The following is a 19,598-nucleotide window of genomic DNA, read 5'->3' as shown; positions in this document are numbered from 1 at the left end:
GCGTTCGCCCATTATGGACAGCTTCAGCCTGAGCCTACTGGTGCAAGAGCTGCGAGCTGCCTTAGGCCACGCCAGGTTAGAACGGGTTCAAGCAACTGGGTCGAACCAATTTTTATTGAAGTTCAGGTCCGGCGCGTTAGTCGTTTCAGTTGATGATCGCCACCCTGCGCTCTGGCTGTTGCGACGCACAAAAAAATCGGCTACCGAGCATGTCACTCCACTGCTGTTGCTGCTGCGCAAGCATCTTGTTGGATGCCGTTTGGGCGGTATCGAACAGGCTGAGTATGATCGCATCGTTCGTCTGCGTCTCAGCAGGCAAGCGGATCAAGATGTGGTTGACCAATATTCGCTCGTCATCGAGCTGATTGACCGGCGAGCCAACCTCTACCTGTTGAACGCTGATGATCGGATCATCGGGCGATTCAAAACCAGATCGCCTGCTTCATCCGAGCTGGCTATGGAGTATGTGCTGCCGCAGCAACCGGGCAAATTGGACCCGTGGCGGGTAACGGAAACCGAGCTGAACACGCTTTGCGAATCAACAGGCTCATTGCGTCAAGCGCTGATCCAACATATCAAAGGGTTCGGCCCGCGACTGGCCGAGGAAGTGGTTTGGCGCGCGCGTCACAGCACGGCTTATCAGGCATTCAGCGAAGTACTGGATCAACTGTCGAACCACCCACAACCGTGCCTGTATGCGCCGACCGCCTTAGCACTGGTTCAACCAGCGACGCTTCAGTGGGAGCGCGAGCTTATTGTTGCTCCTATCCAACTTCACTGGCTCTCTGAACAGGCGGGCTTGACGGTCACGCCATTTGCCACTATGTTGGAAGCGGTTGAAATCTATGAGGAGTTGGTCAGTGCCAGCCGGCTCATTCAGGAACGGCGACGAACGCTGGCTACAGCGATATTTCAAAAACGAAAGAAAGTCGAGAAACGGCTGGAACGCATGAAACAGGAGAGGGAGCGATTAGGCAACTACGAACAGTACCGGCAGTGGGGCGAATTGCTTCTGGCTCACGTTCATCATGCCACGCGCAGTGAGCGGGGCTTCGTGGTGACCGATTATTACGCCCCTGACCAACCCAGCGTCGAAATTCCAGCCCAGCCGCGCGCCTCTATTCAGCAAACGGCCACCGATTATTTTGAAATTTATCGAAAACAGAAACGCAAGGCCGACTCACTTGAGCAACAGATCGGTCAACTCGAACAAGAACTATTGAAGCTCTCAACGCTCGATCAAGCCGTGCAGTCAGCCACTACGCTGGAAGCCTTGTCGTCATACGCAGACGAGCTGCTTGGTCCTGCTTCAGCGTTGCCCGCGTCACTGGGTGGCCGCCCGTTGTTCAAGAAGATTCCAGGCGTCGCACAATTTCTCTCCTCCGAACAACACCACATCCTGGTGGGCCGAACGGCTGAAGCCAACCAGCGATTGACATTTCAGATCGCCCGGCCGCATGACATCTGGTTACATGCGGCTGATTATCCTGGTTCGCACGTCGTGTTGCGCTGCAAAAAAGGCGTCTCGGTCCCGTTTCAATCGTTGATCGAAGCCGCGCAACTGGCGGCGTTTTACAGTCAGGCGCGAGGTTCGACAGCCGTGGTCGTTCACTATACGGAGCGAAAACACGTTCACAAGATACCGGGCGCAGCCCCAGGCCGGGTGCGGCTCGTCAATGTCAAATCAATCACCGTTGAACCGCGCGTGCAAGCCACGCGCGTGGATATATGATGCGGAAGGGTCAGTATGCTCAAGCAGCAAGAGAAAAAGCGATCAGCTCGCGGCGAACTCCATCTTTGGCTGGCGCCGGCTGATCAGGCTCAAGCTGAATTGCCGCACCTTTTGCGGTATCGTCCAGCATTGATGTTTGAATGTCAGATCGAGTTCCGCGACATCCGGGCTGAACTGATCCATGCCAAAGAGGCATACTACTCAGCCTGGCTCCCTGACGGGGGCGAAGATCTCGTCATAGACTGGAGCGAGCCGGCAGTCCCTGAAATCTCGCCCGATCGCCTGGAATGGGAGCCGCGTTCAAGTATCTGCCCCTACCCCGGCAAAGTCCGACTGACCAAACGACGCATGGATCAAGCCCAATCTGACTTGATGAGCTACTTGATTCGTCAAGCCAATTTAACGCTCTATCATAATCCCAGCCTTCAATGGTACTCCAAGCTCGGAGAAGACCGGCAGGAATTCCTCAACCGCGTTGCTGACGAAGTGCTGACGCAAATGCAACCGCAATTAAAAATGTTAGCGCAACGACTCAAATTCCGACTTGAGCAGTTGCGCGAACTGTCCCTACAAGGCGACTACGCCCAGGACGTGAGCGACGAGTTAGAGGTCGTGCGACGACGGATGATCAGCCTGCTGGAAAATCGTATGGAGGCAGCCATCATGAGCCACCCGCAAGCGCCGACAACACCGTTGCTGGACACCGCCGACATTCTTGAAATTCCCGATGAATTGAAGAATCTCCAAGAAGAATTACGCCACATCGAACAAGATTTCATGCAGGACCTGCACGCGATTCACGCTGAGTACCATGCCAAAGTCAATGACTGTCACGAATACCCCGTGCGGCTGCAACCGACCGACATTAAAGTTATTCGTCGCGCGCTGCTCTGGGTGCCTGTATGACCGGCGCCGGCACGCTTGCTCATCCATCATCAACAAAAGCCTTCAGCGATTCCATCCACTGGTTCCCCTTCAGTACACGAAGAGTCCGCGCATTGGTTTCCTTCTGAAGCGGCAAAGAGCGCGAACCATTGATCTCGCCGGTAACATCATCCTGGTCGAACTGACCTCACAGACAAAATCCTATAGGCGGTCGCAGAGGGGCCTGGAGCATGTAGTCAACCAAATGCGGAGGGAAAGACCGGGTTCTTTGTGGGAGCGTCGTTGTGTGACAGCCTGCTGACGTGTAGTGTTTCAAACCGAGCGTGCTCGGAGCAGTGCGGCGGCGGGAGCCGCCCACCAGCGGGTAGCCAGACGTGAAACGCCCTCGATGGCCGTCATTCCACAATCCTTCGCGCCCTGATGGAACGCCACGCGCTTTCCCATTAGCTCGTTCATGCTGTCCAACCCGTGGCTGCGAACGCGCGCGTCTCGTGCACGTCTCCAACGCGCCGTTCTGGCTTGCTCTGCTGTCCCAGACGTTTCACGGCTGGCTACCTTCTTGCCGGCCGCTGACGCGGCCTCTAGATGCAAAGCCACCACAGAAAGCGCCAGGAAGGCGCACCCTCCGGAACTTGCCGGCCGCTGACGCGGCTCAGCAGAAACGAGCGTAGCATGACGAAGTAATACCAAATGGCCACGCAAGCTCGTAGACTACTGCTTTGGACGTTTGCTCTCCATATCGCTTCATCAAACACGGCGTTTTGCCGGACTATTGGTATCTGATGTGAGGCTTGAGCATCATCCTCGAATCCGCGCGTTTTGAACAGGCGCTGTGAGCTGGCGCGGGCGTCTCATTGCCGCGGCTCACTCATCCCAGAGGCAACGAAAACAAGCTTTAGGAAATTGCTTCTCTGCAACTGCTTGCCAAGAGGCAATGACCGGCGCGGTGCGCGATGAGCGCATGTTGACAACCCTATGTGCGTATGGTAAAAAGCCCCCTCGTTGCAACGGCGTTCAATCATATAACCTGCTATGAGTGAAGAGGTAAAAAAAGATACCGATCAAGCAACACCAGCAGCAAAGCCGACGCCACCGCCCCGGGCAACGCCTGAGAAGAAGGCAGCGGCTCCGGCTCCGCCGCCGGATATTACCGACGACCCGTTGGTCGAGAAGCTGCGTCAACGCTTCCCTCATGCCGTGCTGCAAGCTGTTCAGCTCGACATGCCGACGTTGTACATCTCGCGCGACGAGCTGGCTCATGTATGCCGCTTCCTTCGGGATGATCCAGATGCACAGTTTGACTTCCTGACCGACGTTACAGGACGGCATTTGCCCGATGCCGAAAAGCCGTTTCAGACGATCTATCATCTATACTCATTCCCGCGCAATGTGCGCTGGCGACTGAAAGTTGATCTGGCCGATGGCCAGTCCGTTCCCAGTGTCTCGCACGTCTGGAGCACGGCCAATTGGCTGGAGCGGGAAGTCTATGACATGTTCGGAATACAGTTTGAGAATCATCCGGACTTGCGACGGCTGCTGCTGCCTCCTGATTGGGAGGGTCATCCATTGCGCAAGGAATACCCCTTACTGTTCCAATACAATCGTTGGACGGCAGAGCACCTGCAGATGATACCGTTTCGTCCTGACGGAGAATACACGGGGAAATTCGAGTAATGCACAAACCAGAGGTCGCCACACCTGAACGTTTGATGGGCGCCCGCGAGATGGTGCTCAACATGGGACCGCAACATCCGGCCACACACGGCGTGCTGCGCGTTATCTTGAAGCTGGATGGCGAAACGGTCGTGGACCTGGACTGTGATATTGGGTATCTGCATCGCGGTGTGGAGAAAATTTGCGAAAATCGCCCATACACCCACATCGAGCCATATTTTGATCGGCTGGATTACGTGGCCGGCGTCTCCAACAATCTGGCTTATATCGAAGCGGTCGAAAAGCTGGCCAATATCGAAGTCACGCCACGCGCCAAATATGTGCGCGTCATCCTGACCGAACTGCAGCGCATCGCCAGTCACTTGCTCTGGTTGGGGACCCATGCGATGGATATTGGCGCGGTCACCATCTTCCTCTATGCGTTCCGTGAACGCGAGCAAATCCTGAACATCTTCGAGAATTACTTCGGCGCGCGGCTGACTACCAATGCGCTGCGCATCGGCGGGCTCTTTTACGACACCTACCCCGGCTTTGAAGAGGAAGTCAAAGCGTTCTGTCGCGTCTTTCCTGAGCGGGTGGCTGAATACGAGACGATTCTGAACGAGAATCGCATCTGGTTGGGGCGCACCGTTGGCATCGGCGTGCTCACTGCTGAAGATGCCAAAGACCTTGGGGTCACCGGGCCGACGCTGCGCGGCTCCGGCGTCAAGTGGGATATTCGCAAGGCATTCCCTTACGAAGTCTATGACCAACTGGATTGGGAAGTGCCGGTCGGGGAAAACGGCGACACCTACGATCGCTACCTGGTGCGGATGGAGGAGATGAAGCAAAGTCGCCACATCATTCTGCAAGCCGTCGAGCGGCTGCCTGATGGGCCGATACTGGGCAAAGTGCCCAAAGTGATCAAACCGCCAGTGGGCGAAGTGTATCATTCGATTGAATCGCCCAAAGGCGAACTGGGCGTCTACATTGTCAGTAATGGGACGACATTTCCCGAACGACTCCGCATCCGTCCGCCGTCGCTCATCAATCTGCAAGCGCTGAAAAAACTCTCGATTGGCCATCTGGTCGCCGACGTGATTGCGCTGATTGGTTCGATTGATATTGTTCTGGGTGAAGTTGACCGGTGAGGGCTTGATGGAACAATTGCTCAACAACCCGATTGTCGTGCAGTATGTCTGGCAGCCGCTGCTGGTCATGGTGGTGGTGATCTTCGTGATTCTGACGCTGGCGGCATATCTGACCTACGCGGAACGGAAAGTGAGCGCGTTCATGCAAGCGCGATTGGGTCCGATGCGCGTCGGCCCGTGGGGCTTGTTGCAACCGTTGGCTGACGGCATCAAGTTGCTGTTGAAGGAAGACCTGGTACCGGCGCGCGGCGACCAGACGATCTTCAAGATGGCTCCATTGCTGTCATTGGTTTGCGCGCTGGTTGTTCTGGCGGTGGTCCCGTTCGGGCCAGGTCGCGCGACGATCACCGACATCAACATCGGGCTGCTGTTTATCTTGTCCGTTTCATCAGTCGGTGTGTTGGGCATTATCCTGGGCGGCTGGGCGTCTAACAGCAAGTATCCGCTGCTGGGGGCGCTGCGTTCGTCGGCGCAGATGGTCAGTTATGAAGTCGCCATTGGGTTGGCATTGATCGGCCCGCTGATGTTTGGCAAAACGCTCTCCATGACCGGCATGATTGAAGCGCAACGTTTCGATCACATCTGGTACGTGCTCTACCAACCGGTCGCGTTTATCATCTTCGTCGTAGCGATGCTGGCCGAAACGAATCGCGCGCCGTTCGACCTGCCGGAAGCTGAAGCCGAACTAGTGGCTGGCTTTCATACCGAATATAGCGGGTTTCGTTGGGGATTGTTTTTCGTCGCTGAGTACACCAACATGGTTGTTTCTTCGGCCATTGCGGTGACGGTCTTTTTGGGCGGCTGGCATGCGCCGTTTCTGGGTCGGTTGGAATCGGTTAGTCCATCGTTGTTCACCTTGCTCAGCACGATGGTATTCGCTGCCAAAGTTCTCTTCTTTCTCTACGTGTTCATGTGGGTCAGATGGACGCTGCCGCGGTATCGCTATGACCAACTGATGGACTTAGGATGGAAGTGGATGATTCCGGCGATGCTGTTGAACATCGTGGTGACAGGCGTGCTGCTGGTCATCGGCCAGCACCTCGGCTTTGCACGGACGGTTTCCACGACGCTGGGCGAACGATTGATAACCGTATGGCCAACAGGCAAGCTCTATTTCGTGCTGACCGCTTTCCTCGTTGCCATTCCCATCACGTGGATCACGCTGGCGATCATCAATCGGCGCTCGGCTGATTTCAACCTGCGTGTGCAACGCCAGATTCGCCTGGAGCAACAGCGGACTTCTGATCTTTTCGAGCAAGTTTAAGCGAGGTAGATCAAGCTATGGCACTCACACCGAAGCGCAATTGGAAGCAGATCATTTCCCGGTTCCTACTGATTGATCTTCTGAAAGGCATGGCCATCACATTTAAGTGGCAGGCGCCGAGTCGCAACGTGACTGAGCAATATCCTAAAGTCCGGCCGAAGATCGGCGAACGATTCCGTGGCGCGCCGCGACTGAACCTTGATCCGGAAACGGGCGAATCGTTGTGCATCGCTTGCAATCTGTGCGCTGTCGCCTGCCCGGAAAATTTGATCACGGTGACCGAAGAAGTGCGCGAAATCGGCGACGAGCATGGCAAGATCAAGAAGAAACGATTTCTGGCCGATTATCTATATGACACCTCGCGCTGCATGTTTTGCGGTTACTGTCAGGATGTCTGCCCAACCTACGCGATTGAGTTGACGCAAAATTTTGAGATGGCGATCTACCGACGTAAGGACTTTGCCTGGACGTGGACGATGTTGGAAAACGGGGTTGATCAGCCGATGTACGTGAAATGAGCCGGTGACACAATGATTGAGCTGTACCGAACGGTTCATCCGACCAAGTGGCCGCTTGATGGCGCGGTCAATGAAAAGGGGGATTTGTGGAACTGACGGGCGTACAAGCGATTTTCTTTTACGTGTTGGCGTTGTTCACGCTGCTGATGGCGCTCTCGCTGATCACGGCGCCCACGGCGGTGCGCGGCGCCTTGTTTCTGATGGGCGCGTTGATTGGCGTGGCCGGGTTGTTTCTTCTGTTGCATGCTGAATTCGTGGCTGGCGCGCAGATTCTGATCTACGTCGGCGGTGTGGTCGTGTTGTTCATCTTTGTCATTATGCTTGTCAATGTGCGTGAGGAGCTGACCGAGACGATTCAGACATACACGCGACAGCGATATGTCGCCGGCGTGCTCGTCTTTCTGATGGTGGCCAGCGTGATGTACTTCGGGATTCGTCAGGACCCGTTCCAATTGGTGCGGAAAAAGCCGCCAGCGCCGTTGTTGCCGGCGCCGGCATCACCGCCGGAAACCGCTGAAGAACCGACGATCGCTGGGCGGGTCTCCGAAGACACGCAAGAAGTCGGCATGACCTTATATCAGGATGCGGCTCTGCCGTTTGAGATTGCATCCGTGCTGCTGCTTGTCGCGATCGTCGGCTCCGTCGTCCTAGCGCGCACGCGACGACAGGAGGAGACATTTGATTGAACGATGAACGATAAACGACTCGCGAAGCTGTTCATCCTCGTTCGACATGCTGAGTTTATTGTGCACTTAGAGGAGGTCTCGTGGTAGCGGCAGTATGGTGGTTGATACAACAGGCGCCGACGGCAGCGCCGCAGGCCAGCGGCTTTTTGGAAGCGGCGCTCAGGAAAGGGCCGGCTGATTTCATCTTGCTCAGCTTTCTGCTGTTTTCAATTGGCGTCGCCGGCGTGCTGATGCGGCGCAACATTCTGATCATCTTCATGTCCATCGAGCTCATCTTGAACGCCGCCAATTTGAATTTCATTGCGTTCACTCGCTATTGGCAATTATCGGGCCGTATCACCGAGCACATGGGACATGTATTCACGATATTCATCATCGTTGTTGCCGCGGCTGAAGCGGTGATCGGTTTGGGGATTGTCATTGCCCTCTACCGCAATCGCCAGACGGTGGCGATTGATGAGATTGATCTGCTGAAGTGGTGACGTATGCTGAGACTGGTGTGGCTCATTCCAACGCTTCCTCTGATCAGCTCGTTCCTCTTGTTCGTGTTGGGTCGGCGATGGAAGCTGTCCGAGTCGGCGGTCTCGCTGATCGCCTGCGGCTCGGTGTTGTTGTCCTTGATCATCACGCTGGGCGTAATCTGGGACTATGCTACCAGCGGACGCGCAGAAACGGGCCAGCCATACATTTCGTCGGAAGCCGGTGGATTTCCCCACTCGTTCACCTGGATGCTCGGCGGACAAGGCCAGATAACGTATGGGCCGGAGGCCGGCCAGCCGGCGCCACTGTACGTTGAATGGTCTTATCAGGTTGATCCGCTCTCATGCGTCATGATGTTCATCGTCACCTTCGTCGGCTTCTTGATCCATGTGTTTGCTGTCGGCTACATGCGCGGGGATGGCGGGTACTACCGGTTTTTCGCCGAACTGAATCTCTTCATGTTCATGATGCTGACGCTGGTGATGGGCTCTAATTTCGTGATGATGTTTGTCGGGTGGGAAGGCGTCGGGCTGTGTTCTTACTTGCTGATCGGATATTTCTTCGCGCGGGACGATGCCCAGTACGCCAGCACCAAGGCGTTCATCGTTAATCGCATTGGCGATTTTGGCTTCATGTTAGCCATGTTTGGCATTTTCTCGCTGTTCGGCACGTGGCAATTTTCCGAAGTTTTCCAGAAAGCCGCTGACGACGCGTACCTGCCCATGGAGCAGATGTGGGGCTGGGGGCTTGCATCGTGGCTGGCGCTTGGTTTGTTCATTGGCGCGACGGGCAAGAGCGCTCAGATTCCGCTCTATGTCTGGTTGCCGGACGCGATGGCTGGCCCGACGCCGGTTTCTGCGTTGATTCACGCGGCCACAATGGTCACAGCAGGCGTTTACATGGTGGCTCGCACCAATGTCATCTTTCAGAAGTCGCCGACGATGATGTTCATCGTCGCCGTGATCGGACTGGCCACAGCGTTGCTGGCGGCGTTCATTGCCTTTGCCCAAAATGACATCAAGAAAGTTTTGGCCTACTCGACCATCTCACAACTTGGTTACATGTTTCTGGGCTGTGGCGTCGGCGCTTTCACGGCGGGCATCTTCCATGTGTTCACCCATGCCTTCTTCAAGGCGCTGATGTTTCTGGGAGCCGGCAGCGTGATCGTGGCGTTGCATCACCAGCAAGATATGCGCCAGATGGGCGGCCTGGCCAAGTACATGCCGACGACCTATAAAACCTTCCTCATCGGCTGGCTGGCCATCTGTGGCATCATTCCGTTTGCCGGCTTCTTCAGCAAAGACGAAATCCTCTGGCGCACCTATTCGACTCACGCGATTCCTGGCGGGCCCGTGTTGTGGTTGTTTGCCTTGATCGGAGCAATGATGACGGCATTTTACATGACCCGGCTGATGGCTATGACGTTCTGGGGCGAGCCTCGATTTGCCACTGCCGCAGGGCATCATCATCATGGCCTGAGCGGTGAACACGACCAGCATCACGGTCCGCCAACCGAATCGCCGCGTGTGATGACCATTCCGCTGATCATTCTGGCAGCCGGCTCGGCGTTGGCCGGCTTCCTTGGCGTGCCAGCGGCGCTGGGCGGCAGCAATCGGTTTGAACATTGGTTGGACCCCATCATCTACAAGGCAAATGCCACACACGGCGCTGTGCACGCGGCCACTCATGGCCACGATCCGATGGAATATGTGCTGATGGCAGTGTCGGTCCTGGCGGCGGCTGGTGTCATGTACATGGCCTATACGTTGTACATTCATCGCCGACAGCAACAAGAAGCGCTGGTCGAATCACTCAAACCTCTCTATGCGGCCAGTGTAAACAAGCTGTGGGTAGATGATTTCTATGAAGCCGTCTTTGTGCGTAGCGTCACGCTTGGCTCAAGCAAACTCTTATGGAAAACCGATGTGAGCGTTGTGGATGGGGGCGTCAACGGATCAGCGTGGTTCACGCGCATGTCCAGCGCCGTTAGTGGCTGGTTTGACACGTATGTCGTAGACCTACTTGTTAATGCTCTTGGCTTCTTCATGCGAATTTTCTCGGTGGTGTTTCGCGCGGCCCAAACGGGACTGGCACAGAACTACGCGCTGGTCATTGTCGCTGGCCTGCTGATCGCAACGGCGGCCTATTTCTTCTGGGGGAGTTAGAGTTCCATGCCAAACATTCTCAGCATCGTGACCTGGTTACCGGTCGTAGGAGCTATCGTCCTGCTGTTTTTTAACCGCGAGAACAAACGCGGGATTCGCTTATTTGCCAATCTCTGGGCAGTCGTATGCTTCCTGCCTTCGCTCTGGTTGCTGCGGTACGACCGTCAGATGGGCGGCATTCAGTTCATCGAGGATTACAACTGGATTCCACAAATCGGCGCGCGTTACCAAATGGGCGTGGACGGCATCGCCATTATGCTGGTGATACTGGCGGCGCTGACCGGCGTGATCGCCATCTACTGTTCGTGGGACTACATTCAGGAGCGAGTCAAAGAATACTACGTGGTCATGCTGCTGCTGCAAACGGGCATCATCGGCGTGTTCGTTTCGATGGATTTGTTTCTGTTTTACGTCTTCTGGGAAGTGATGCTCGTGCCGATGTACTTCGTCATCGGCGTGTGGGGCAGTGAGAACCGGTTGTACGCGGCGATCAAATTCTTCCTCTACACGCTGCTGGGATCGGTTGTCATGTTGCTGGCCATTTTGAAGCTCTACTTCATCTTCCCGGAATACATGACCGGCTCGCAAGCCAACCAAGTGCGCGAGGCAGTGACGCGGGCAGCAGAGATGATCGCCGGCTCCAACGGCCCGATGCTCGAAATGATGCGTCACGGCATTGATCTGGCAGCCAACGGTCGTGGCACGTTTAACATCATGGCGCTGCAAGCGCTGGGGACGGCGCGACTGGACGGCCAGAGCATCATCCCGCTCGGCTTGCAAATCTGGTTATTCCTCGGCTTCTTCATCAGCTTTGCCATCAAAGTGCCGATGTTCCCGTTTCACACTTGGCTACCTGACGCGCATACGGAAGCGCCGACGGCTGGATCGGTCGTGCTGGCTGGAATTTTGCTGAAACTGGGAACCTACGGATTCGTTCGCTTCAACCTGCCGATGTTTCCTGATGCCACCAAACACCCGTCCATCCTCATGGCGATGGTTTGGCTGTCTATCATCGGTATCGTCTACGGCGCGTTGGTGGCGATGGCGCAAAAGGATTGGAAGCGGCTGGTCGCCTATTCATCGGTCAGTCACATGGGCATGATCATGCTGGGCATCTTTGCGCTCAACGAAAATGGCTTGAACGGCGCAGTCTTGCAGATGATCAATCATGGCATCTCGACCGGGGCATTGTTCTTGCTCGTCGGCGTCGTTTACGAGCGGCGGCACACACGCATGATCAGCGATTATGGCGGTCTGAGCCACGTGATGCCGGGCTTTGCTGCTGTCTTCATGATCATGACGATGTCTTCGATTGGCTTGCCGATGCTCAATGGGTTCATCGGCGAATTCCTGATCCTGCGCGGCGTCTTTGAAGCTAACAAGATTTGGGCAGCATTTGCTGCTTCTGGCATCGTGCTCGGCGCGGCTTATATGCTCTGGTTGTATCAACGAACGATGTATGGGCCGGTCACTAACGAGAAGAATAAGAATTTGCCCGATCTGTATGCGCGTGAATGGGCCTATTTCATGCCGCTGATTATCCTCGCGTTCTGGATCGGGATTTATCCCAAGCCGTTTTTGAGCTACTTCGGCAAACCGGTGCAAACGATTGTGCAACAGGTTCAGCCCGGTTATGCCGCAAGCAGTCTGCCGGTGCAGGCTCAAAAATGAGGACGATTGCAGATGGCGGATTGCGGACTGAGGGTCAAAAAATTTTTGCAACTCCAGAATCCAGTATCTGGTGTCCTGTTCAACCAGTGCGTCAGATGCTTCTTCACGTCTGCAATCCGCCATCTGCAATCCGCTCGGTGAGAAGAGACCTATGATGACGCCATTGTTGTTGATGCTCACGACAGGGCCTGATTGGCGAGCGTTGGTCGAACAAGCCATCACGCTGCTGATGCCAGAAATGATTATCATCGCTGTGGCCTGCTTTCTGCTGGTGCTGGAACTCTGGCTGACGGAGCGGCAACGGCGATGGTCTGCTTATGTGAGCTTGGCCGGACTGCTGGCCGGCGCCGTCTCATTGATTCAACTGTTCCGGCTTCTGAGAACCACCGGCTCGGCCGTGCCGGGATTCTACGACACCTATGTTGTGGACGAGTTCTCGCTGGTGTTTAAGGCAATCTTCCTGCTGGTCGCGCTCTTCACCGTGGCCTTGTCAATCAAGTTCCTTGATGTCGAACGGGAGCAGCGCGGCGAATACTATGCGCTGGTCTTATTCGCCACCTCTGGCATGATGCTGATGGCATCCAGTACCAGCCTGCTCACGATCTTCATCAGCTTTGAATTGATGGCCGTGACCACTTATGTGTTAGTCGCCTACTTCAAGAGCGACCGGCGTTCCAATGAAGCAGCGATGAAGTACTTCCTGTTGGGCATCTTCTCCTCCGGCGTCTTTCTCTACGGCATGTCGTTAATCTATGGCCTGACCGGTGAAACCAACCTGGAAAAGATCGCAGCGGCCATTAGCAAATTGCCTGCCGAATTGCTGAGCGGATTCGTGGCGACAGCCGGCATGATCTTCATCGCTGCCGGATTGTTGTTCAAGATTGCGGCTGTGCCGTTTCACATGTGGTGCCCTGACGCCTACGAAGGCGCTCCCAGCTCTGTCACGGCATTCATGTCGGTCGGGCCGAAGGCAGCGACGTTTGCTATCTTCGCGCGGATTTTCCATGATGGCCTTGGCGGGCTGCGTGGCGACCTTACCGGAGGCACTCCTGGCTGGATTGGCTTGCTAGTGGTCATTTCTGCCCTCACCATGACGTGGGGCAACTTGGCGGCGCTCACACAAACCAATGCCAAGCGGCTGATGGCCTACTCCTCAATCTCACACGCCGGTTACTTGCTGCTGGGCCTCATTGCCGGCAATCGAACTGGCTATACAGGCTTGGTCATCTACCTGCTCGTTTATGTCTTCATGAATCTGGGCGCGTGGGGCGTGATCATCGCACAGCGACGCGCTGACATTCCGGGCGAACTCGTTGATAACTTCAATGGGCTGATCCACCGACATCCGGCCATGGCCGTGATGATGACCATCTTCCTGCTGAGTCTTACCGGCATTCCGCCGACGGCCGGCTTCATCGGAAAATACTATCTGTTTGCCGGATTGATCGAAACGGGCAATCGTTGGTTGGTCATTCTGGCTGTGATCGCCGTGCTGAATACGGCCGTCTCGCTTTACTACTACGCCCGGTTTATCAAAGCCATGTTCATGGGGCAAGCCACCGAGAAGGAACCGCTGGCGCTTTCTACCAGCTTGCATACGGCGTTGGTGGCCGCCACCGTGCTGGTGCTGCTCATCGGCGTGTATCCCAAACCGTTCATCACGTTCACGGAAACAGCCGCCCGCCAACTGCTCGGATTGTGAGCTGAACAGCGTGGATGGGTGAAGGAGACCGTGCCGAACCACTCCCGATCTTCGACCAGCCAGTGCGCTTGTTGCACAACATGATGCACGCGAAGAAGACCGTGCCGAACCACTCCCGATCTTCGACCGTCCATCCTTCATGAGCGACTGGGACGTCACCATCATTATTCCGACCTGGAATGGTCGCCACTTGCTGGAGCGATTTCTCGGTTCAGTTCACCGCGCTGGTCAAACCTATGTGAGCCAAACTGGCTATGATGTCGAAGTGATCGTGGTTGATGACGGTAGCACAGATGCAACAGCCGACTGGTTACGCGACGCCCATCCTCACATCGTCGTTGCTAGAAAGGAACGCAACGAAGGCTTCGGCCCTGCTTGCAACGTGGGATTGGCGCAGGCTCGATATCCAATTATCTTCCTCTTGAACAATGATGTCTCTGTGAATGCAGATGTGCTGTTGTATCTCGTCCCTCACTTCGCTGACCCGTCCGTCTTCGCCGTCTGCTGTAAGGCGCTCGATATGCACACCAACACGGTGGCCACAGCCGGCAAAGTTGGTCAATTCAAACGCGGCTTCTGGCGCGTTCATGCCAACTACGATGTGAACAGTCAACAGTGCACAGTGACCCGTGGACAGTTGCCAGAAACCGGCCACCAGCAACCAGTAACCGGCGACTACTATTCCATGCTGGCGAGCGGCGGGTTTTCCGCGTTCTCTGCTGATAAGCTGCGAGCGCTTGGCGGATTCAACTGCTTGCTCGCCCCCTTCTACTGGGAGGATGTAGACCTGAGTTGGAGAGCCTGGAAGCGCGGCTGGAAAATTCTCTACGAACCGCAGGCAGTCGTTTATCATGCGACGAGCTCCACCATTGGCTCACACTTTGAGCAACGCCAGGTTCAAGAGATTGCTCAACGCAACCGGCTCATCACGCACTGGATCAATCTCCATGATCGGCGCTTCCTGATTGAACACATCGTCGTCGTTCTGCTCTTATTGTTCGCCGCGCCGCTCACAGCGAACTTCTCATTTTGGCGAGCCTTCTGGGCTGCTTGGCAACGACGAGCAGCAATTCTGGAGCAGCGAGAGCGTGAACGCCGCGCCGTGCAACGCTCTGACAGGCAACTGGCCAACCTCTTGTCCAACAGCCTGCGTCGCCCGGATATTCGTCTGCTCAGCATGCTCATGGGGCTGCTCATCACCGGCTTCATGATCTGTTGTGCAGAACCACAGGCGCCCATACAGTCACCATCGTCCGCTGAGACGACCCATCAAACACCAACGCCGACCGCAATACGTCAAGATGCCAAACGGGAGCTTGCCAAACGTCAGACCAGCAACGCTGCCGCGTTACAAGCTTATTTGCAAGGCCGAGAACAATACGAGCGCCGCACAGGACAAGCCCTTGATCACGCCATCGCCTCATTCCAACGAGCTATCCGGCTTGACCCTAACCTGGCCGTCGCTTATGTTGACCTGGCCGACTGTTACCTCATCCAGAGCCACTACGAAACGCGACCGCCCCAGGACTTTTTTCCCAAAGCCAAACAAGCCTTGACCAAAGCATTGAGGCTCGATGATACGATGGCCGACGCGCATGCGCAGTTGGGCTACATTCACCTGCGATACGAGTGGGACTGGAATAACGCCGAAATAGCTTTTCGTCGCGCTCTCGCGCTTGACCCTTCCCTGCTGATAGCTCATCAATGGTATAGCGAATTTCTATCGGCCATGGGACGCCATGAGCAAGCCATCGAGCATATTCGGCAAGCACAAGCGCTCGACCGAGCATCACCGAGCATTGCCGCTCAACTCGGATTGCGACACTACTTCGCCCGTCAGTATGATCAAGCCGTCGAAGCCTTCCGCCACGCGCTTGAACTCGATGCAACGTCAGCTTCGGCACGCCGTGACTTGGCACTAGTCTACTTGCAAACCGGCCGCGTTCGTGACGCCATCTCAGAATTACAACGCGCTGTCGAATACACTGGCCACAAAACCACAGCAGCCTTACTCGCTCATGCCTATGCTGTATCGGGAAACAAAGAGGAGGCCAGGAAAATTCTGAGCAACCTGCTCGCTTCGGCTCAACAGACCTACGCCTCAGCCTATGCCATTGCGCTCGTCTATGCCGGGCTCGACGATCAAGAGAAGATGTTCATCTGGCTCAAAAAGGCTTATGAGCAACGCACCCTCCCGCCGTCGTTTTTCAAGGTTCATCCGCTGTGGGACCGTTGGCGGTCTGACCCTCGGTTCGTCACGTTGGCGCGCCGTGTCGGGCTCGCGCCGTGACTGTGCGAAGCTGGCCGCCCGTGTTACAATGCTGCTGCGCAGCAAATCAATTTAAGTGAGGTCGGTTATGTCTCAACCGTTGATTGACGTCAAGCCAGATATTAGCCACCTGATCACGGAGGATGATACGCCTGTGGATAATCTGCCTTCCGAGAAACATCAACGACTTTTAACCGAGCCGCTCTATAGCTCATGGAGCGGCCCTGGAGAAGGACGGCCTTTCCTGGTAGCGGCCAATGTGGGGATTTTCTACATGGTGCGATCACCGGCAATTGTGCCGGACGTTTTCCTCAGTGTGGACGTGGAGGTCGCGCCGGACTGGTGGAAGAAGGAGCATCGGTCGTACTTTCTCTGGGAGTTTGGCAAATCACCGGACGTGGTCATCGAGATCGTCTCCAACACGGAAGGCGGCGAAGATGACGAGAAGAAGCGAAAATACGAGCGGATGAGAGTGCAGTATTACGTGATCTATGATCCGTTGCGGCAGGTAATGAAGGAGCCATTGACCGTCTATCAGTTGCGCGGGTATTCGTATGTGCTGCAACCAGAGCCACGATTTCCCGAACTGAAGCTGGGATTGACGCTGTGGGAGGGAGAGTACGAAGGTAAACACGACACGTGGCTGCGTTGGACAGATGAGCACGGTCAAATCATCCCGACCGGCAAAGAACGCGCCGAACGGGAACGAATGGAGAAGGAAGCGGCGCTCCGGCAACTGGAGCAGGAGCGGCAACGCGCCGCTCGCTTGGCCGAACGCCTGCGGCAGTTAGGTCACGACCCAGACCAGGAATAGGACTTGAGGCAAGGGTGTTTAACAACACCGTCGCTCATGGAGCATCAGCTCACAACGATCCATGAAGAAAACTCTGTTTCCATGAGAATTGCCCCCTGTGCCCAGCCACGCCACGAATGATGAAACAGAAATTCTTTCGCGTCGTAGGCTTGTTTCTTGGGCTATTTAGAGCGACTGAGTTGGCCGTCGCTCCTGATGGTCTTCGTATCGTCGAGGCTTGATGAGCCGCCCCCTCCGGCTCACGTCCAGCGCGACGGCATTCTGGGGTTGCTTGCCTCTCTCCCGAGAATAGCCACAGAGACCACAGAGAGGGCAGAGGGCTCTCAGTGGACTTTGCGACCTCGGTCGCTTCATTTTCAGCGTTCGTGGCGAGCGGTCGCTCATGGGTGATTTCCCATCAACCCATCAATCACTTTCAGTTGCTGGCTCGGGCACGATCTTTTGGCTGACTGACCAGAACCGCTGGACAAATTCACAGACCGACTGTAGCCTCTTGGCTTTTTAAAAAGTCATGCGAATCGGTGTACATGCTTCCATTGCTGGGTCTCTGGCCAACGCAATCGCCGAAGCGCACCAGCTCGGTTGCGAGGCCGTACAAATCTTCTCGCGTAATCCGCGCGGCTGGGCGAGCCGACCGCTCTCCAAGCAGGACGTGAACGATTTCATTGCTGCTCGTGAGCGAACAGGTATCGCACCGGTCGTCGTGCATGGCGTTTATTTGATCAATCTGGCCTCAGCAGAGGCAGAGACGCGACAATTGTCGGTTTCCGCTTTCCGCGACGAACTGCGACGCGCCGCGGCACTGGAGGCGGATTATGTGGTGATTCATCCGGGCAGCGCCAAACAGGACTCAGCGGAGCAAGCCATCGCGCGTTGCATTGCCGGCATCAAGACAGCAGCGCGTGGATTACAGTTGAAGGGATTGCGCATTCTCATCGAAAATACAGCCGGGCAAGGCGGGCAAATCGGCCGGACCTTTGAACAACTTGCTGCCATTCTCAACGGGCTTGATGAGCTGCCTGTAGGATGTTGCTTGGACACAGCTCATCTGTATGCCGCCGGCTATGACATCGCCACACCGACCGGATTCAAACACACGATGGCCAGCATTTCAGCATCCATTGGTTGGGAGCGCATCTATCTGATACACGCCAACGACACCCGGATTGCGCTGGGCGGCGCCGTGGATCGGCACTGGCACATCGGTCAAGGCAACATCGGATGCGCAGGATTCCGGCGACTGGTCCGACATCCAGCACTCAAGCAGCTGCCCTTCATCTTGGAGACACCACGACACACTCGTGAAGACGACCACAAAAACATGACCACACTGCGACGGCTAACGCAAGCGCCATAGTATGACCTCTTCCTCAGCGCACCAACGGCTCATTTTCATAGACTTCATGCGCGGCATCGCCGTACTGTTCATGCTGGAAGCGCATGTTTTCAACGAAATGCTCATCCCGACGCTGAAGGCCACCTCATGGTACAACCTCTTGGATTTTGCCAACGGCCTCATGTCACCGTTGTTCATCTTCCTGGCCGGTCTCGTGTTCACCATTGCGACCCGGAATAAGCAAGACGATATTCGCTCTTTCGGTCCGGCCTTATGGAAGCTCCTGAGAAGAATCGGATTCATCTGGATTATCGCCTACGCATTACATCTGCCGTTTCACTCGCTCAACAAAATGTTGCATGCGACGACCCCGGACGGTTGGTTACGCTTCTATCAAGCCAACGCCTTGCACTGTATCGCTGCTGGCTGGTTGTTTTTGCTCACCAGCTTGATTGCGATCACTTCGGAGCCAAACTTTCGGCGCTGGTTGATCGGCTCTGGCATTATGATTGTTCTGGTAACACCGTTGCTGTGGGACGTTGATTTCACCCAGATGATGCCGGCGCCGCTAGCGGCCTATCTCAATGAACAACACTACTCGATTTTCCCTCTGTTTCCCTGGCTCGGTTTTCTCTTGTTTGGCGCCGTCTGGGGTGCAGCCTACCTGGACGCCGTGGCCGCCGGGCGCGAGCGCGCGTTCATGAAAAATATGGCGCTCATCGGCGCCGGTTTGCTTGCCATGAGCTATGTTGTCGCACTCCTTCCTGTCAACCTGAGCTACGGCACAAGCAGCTTGCGGGCCAGCCCGATTTTCTTCATCAAGCGTCTTGGCTTCGTGTTGCTCCTGCTGACAGCGGGCTGGCATCTCTCCAGCAAATTCCTATCGGAAGCATCATTGCTCGTGCAAATCGGACGGGAATCGTTGCTCGTTTACGTCACTCATCTAATCATGCTTTACAAAAACGTATGGGGCGGAACCAGCCTCGTGCGCCTGTACGGCAACCGGCTCGATCCAAGCCAATGTCTATTAGCTATGCTGGCGCTGATGACGGTTATGTCTTTGGCGGCGCTGCTGTGGGGCCGTATCAAGCAGCACTCGTTCGCCTTCGCTCGCCTTGCCACGTATGCGACGGGTTGTTATCTGTTGCTGAGGTTTTTCACCAAACAACATTAGCGGGATAATCATCGCTCAACGCTTCGCTCAGGCTCGCTAAGCGCGCCAGTGATGTGATGGAGAGCAACCAGCTCGTCAAACTTCAATCTGGTTGCTCT

At 55.7% G+C, this 19,598-nt stretch carries 14 protein-coding genes and 1 pseudogene; all 15 read left to right on the top strand.

Features of this window, described 5'->3' with window-relative positions; translation table 11 throughout:
- Positions 1–13 precede the first annotated feature (13 nt).
- The gene (locus tag NZ823_05070; GenBank protein ID MCS6804501.1) at positions 14–1,732 is read left to right on the top strand and encodes an NFACT family protein; all 1,719 of its coding nucleotides are present in this window, start codon (positions 14–16) and stop codon (positions 1,730–1,732) included.
- 15 nt (positions 1,733–1,747) lie between these two features.
- Complete coding sequence (locus NZ823_05065; GenBank protein MCS6804500.1) at positions 1,748–2,638, top strand: hypothetical protein; 891 nt, start codon at positions 1,748–1,750, stop codon at positions 2,636–2,638.
- 1,011 nt (positions 2,639–3,649) lie between these two features.
- Positions 3,650–4,291 (top strand): NADH-quinone oxidoreductase subunit C, encoded by a 642-nt coding sequence (locus NZ823_05060; protein MCS6804499.1) that lies wholly within the window; start codon positions 3,650–3,652, stop codon positions 4,289–4,291.
- On the top strand, positions 4,291–5,421 hold the full coding sequence (locus NZ823_05055) for an NADH-quinone oxidoreductase subunit D (protein ID MCS6804498.1): 1,131 nt from the start codon (positions 4,291–4,293) through the stop codon (positions 5,419–5,421). The genes NZ823_05060 and NZ823_05055 overlap by 1 nt, the downstream gene beginning before the upstream one ends.
- Positions 5,422–5,428: 7 nt before the next feature.
- Positions 5,429–6,451: pseudogene (nuoH, locus tag NZ823_05050) on the top strand (NADH-quinone oxidoreductase subunit NuoH).
- Positions 6,452–6,702: 251 nt separating this feature from the next.
- The gene (locus NZ823_05045; GenBank protein MCS6804497.1) at positions 6,703–7,203 is read left to right on the top strand and encodes an NADH-quinone oxidoreductase subunit I; all 501 of its coding nucleotides are present in this window, start codon (positions 6,703–6,705) and stop codon (positions 7,201–7,203) included.
- A gap of 86 nt (positions 7,204–7,289) precedes the next feature.
- Positions 7,290–7,889 (top strand): NADH-quinone oxidoreductase subunit J, encoded by a 600-nt coding sequence (locus tag NZ823_05040; protein ID MCS6804496.1) that lies wholly within the window; start codon positions 7,290–7,292, stop codon positions 7,887–7,889.
- Positions 7,890–8,035: 146 nt separating this feature from the next.
- Positions 8,036–8,371, top strand: a complete 336-nt coding sequence (gene nuoK, locus NZ823_05035; protein MCS6804495.1) for an NADH-quinone oxidoreductase subunit NuoK — start codon at positions 8,036–8,038, stop codon at positions 8,369–8,371.
- A gap of 3 nt (positions 8,372–8,374) precedes the next feature.
- Entirely contained in the window at positions 8,375–10,534 is a 2,160-nt protein-coding gene (gene nuoL / locus NZ823_05030; GenBank protein MCS6804494.1) for an NADH-quinone oxidoreductase subunit L, read from the top strand.
- A 6-nt stretch (positions 10,535–10,540) separates the two neighbouring features.
- Positions 10,541–12,205, top strand: a complete 1,665-nt coding sequence (locus NZ823_05025; GenBank protein MCS6804493.1) for an NADH-quinone oxidoreductase subunit M — start codon at positions 10,541–10,543, stop codon at positions 12,203–12,205.
- Positions 12,206–12,356: 151 nt separating this feature from the next.
- A complete protein-coding gene (locus tag NZ823_05020) occupies positions 12,357–13,907 on the top strand; it encodes an NADH-quinone oxidoreductase subunit N (GenBank protein MCS6804492.1) in 1,551 nt (516 codons plus the stop codon).
- A 139-nt stretch (positions 13,908–14,046) separates the two neighbouring features.
- Positions 14,047–16,197, top strand: coding sequence for a glycosyltransferase (locus tag NZ823_05015; GenBank protein MCS6804491.1), 2,151 nt, complete (start codon positions 14,047–14,049; stop codon positions 16,195–16,197).
- A 67-nt stretch (positions 16,198–16,264) separates the two neighbouring features.
- On the top strand, positions 16,265–16,990 hold the full coding sequence (locus tag NZ823_05010; GenBank protein ID MCS6804490.1) for a Uma2 family endonuclease: 726 nt from the start codon (positions 16,265–16,267) through the stop codon (positions 16,988–16,990).
- A gap of 511 nt (positions 16,991–17,501) precedes the next feature.
- The gene (locus tag NZ823_05005) at positions 17,502–18,347 is read left to right on the top strand and encodes a deoxyribonuclease IV (protein MCS6804489.1); all 846 of its coding nucleotides are present in this window, start codon (positions 17,502–17,504) and stop codon (positions 18,345–18,347) included.
- A 1-nt stretch (position 18,348) separates the two neighbouring features.
- Entirely contained in the window at positions 18,349–19,500 is a 1,152-nt protein-coding gene (locus NZ823_05000) for a DUF1624 domain-containing protein (protein ID MCS6804488.1), read from the top strand.
- Positions 19,501–19,598 lie beyond the last annotated feature (98 nt).

Source organism: Blastocatellia bacterium (assembly GCA_025054955.1).
In the GTDB taxonomy this organism is placed as follows: domain Bacteria; phylum Acidobacteriota; class Blastocatellia; order HR10; family J050; genus JANWZE01.
This window is presented reverse-complemented; position numbering and strand designations above follow the sequence as displayed.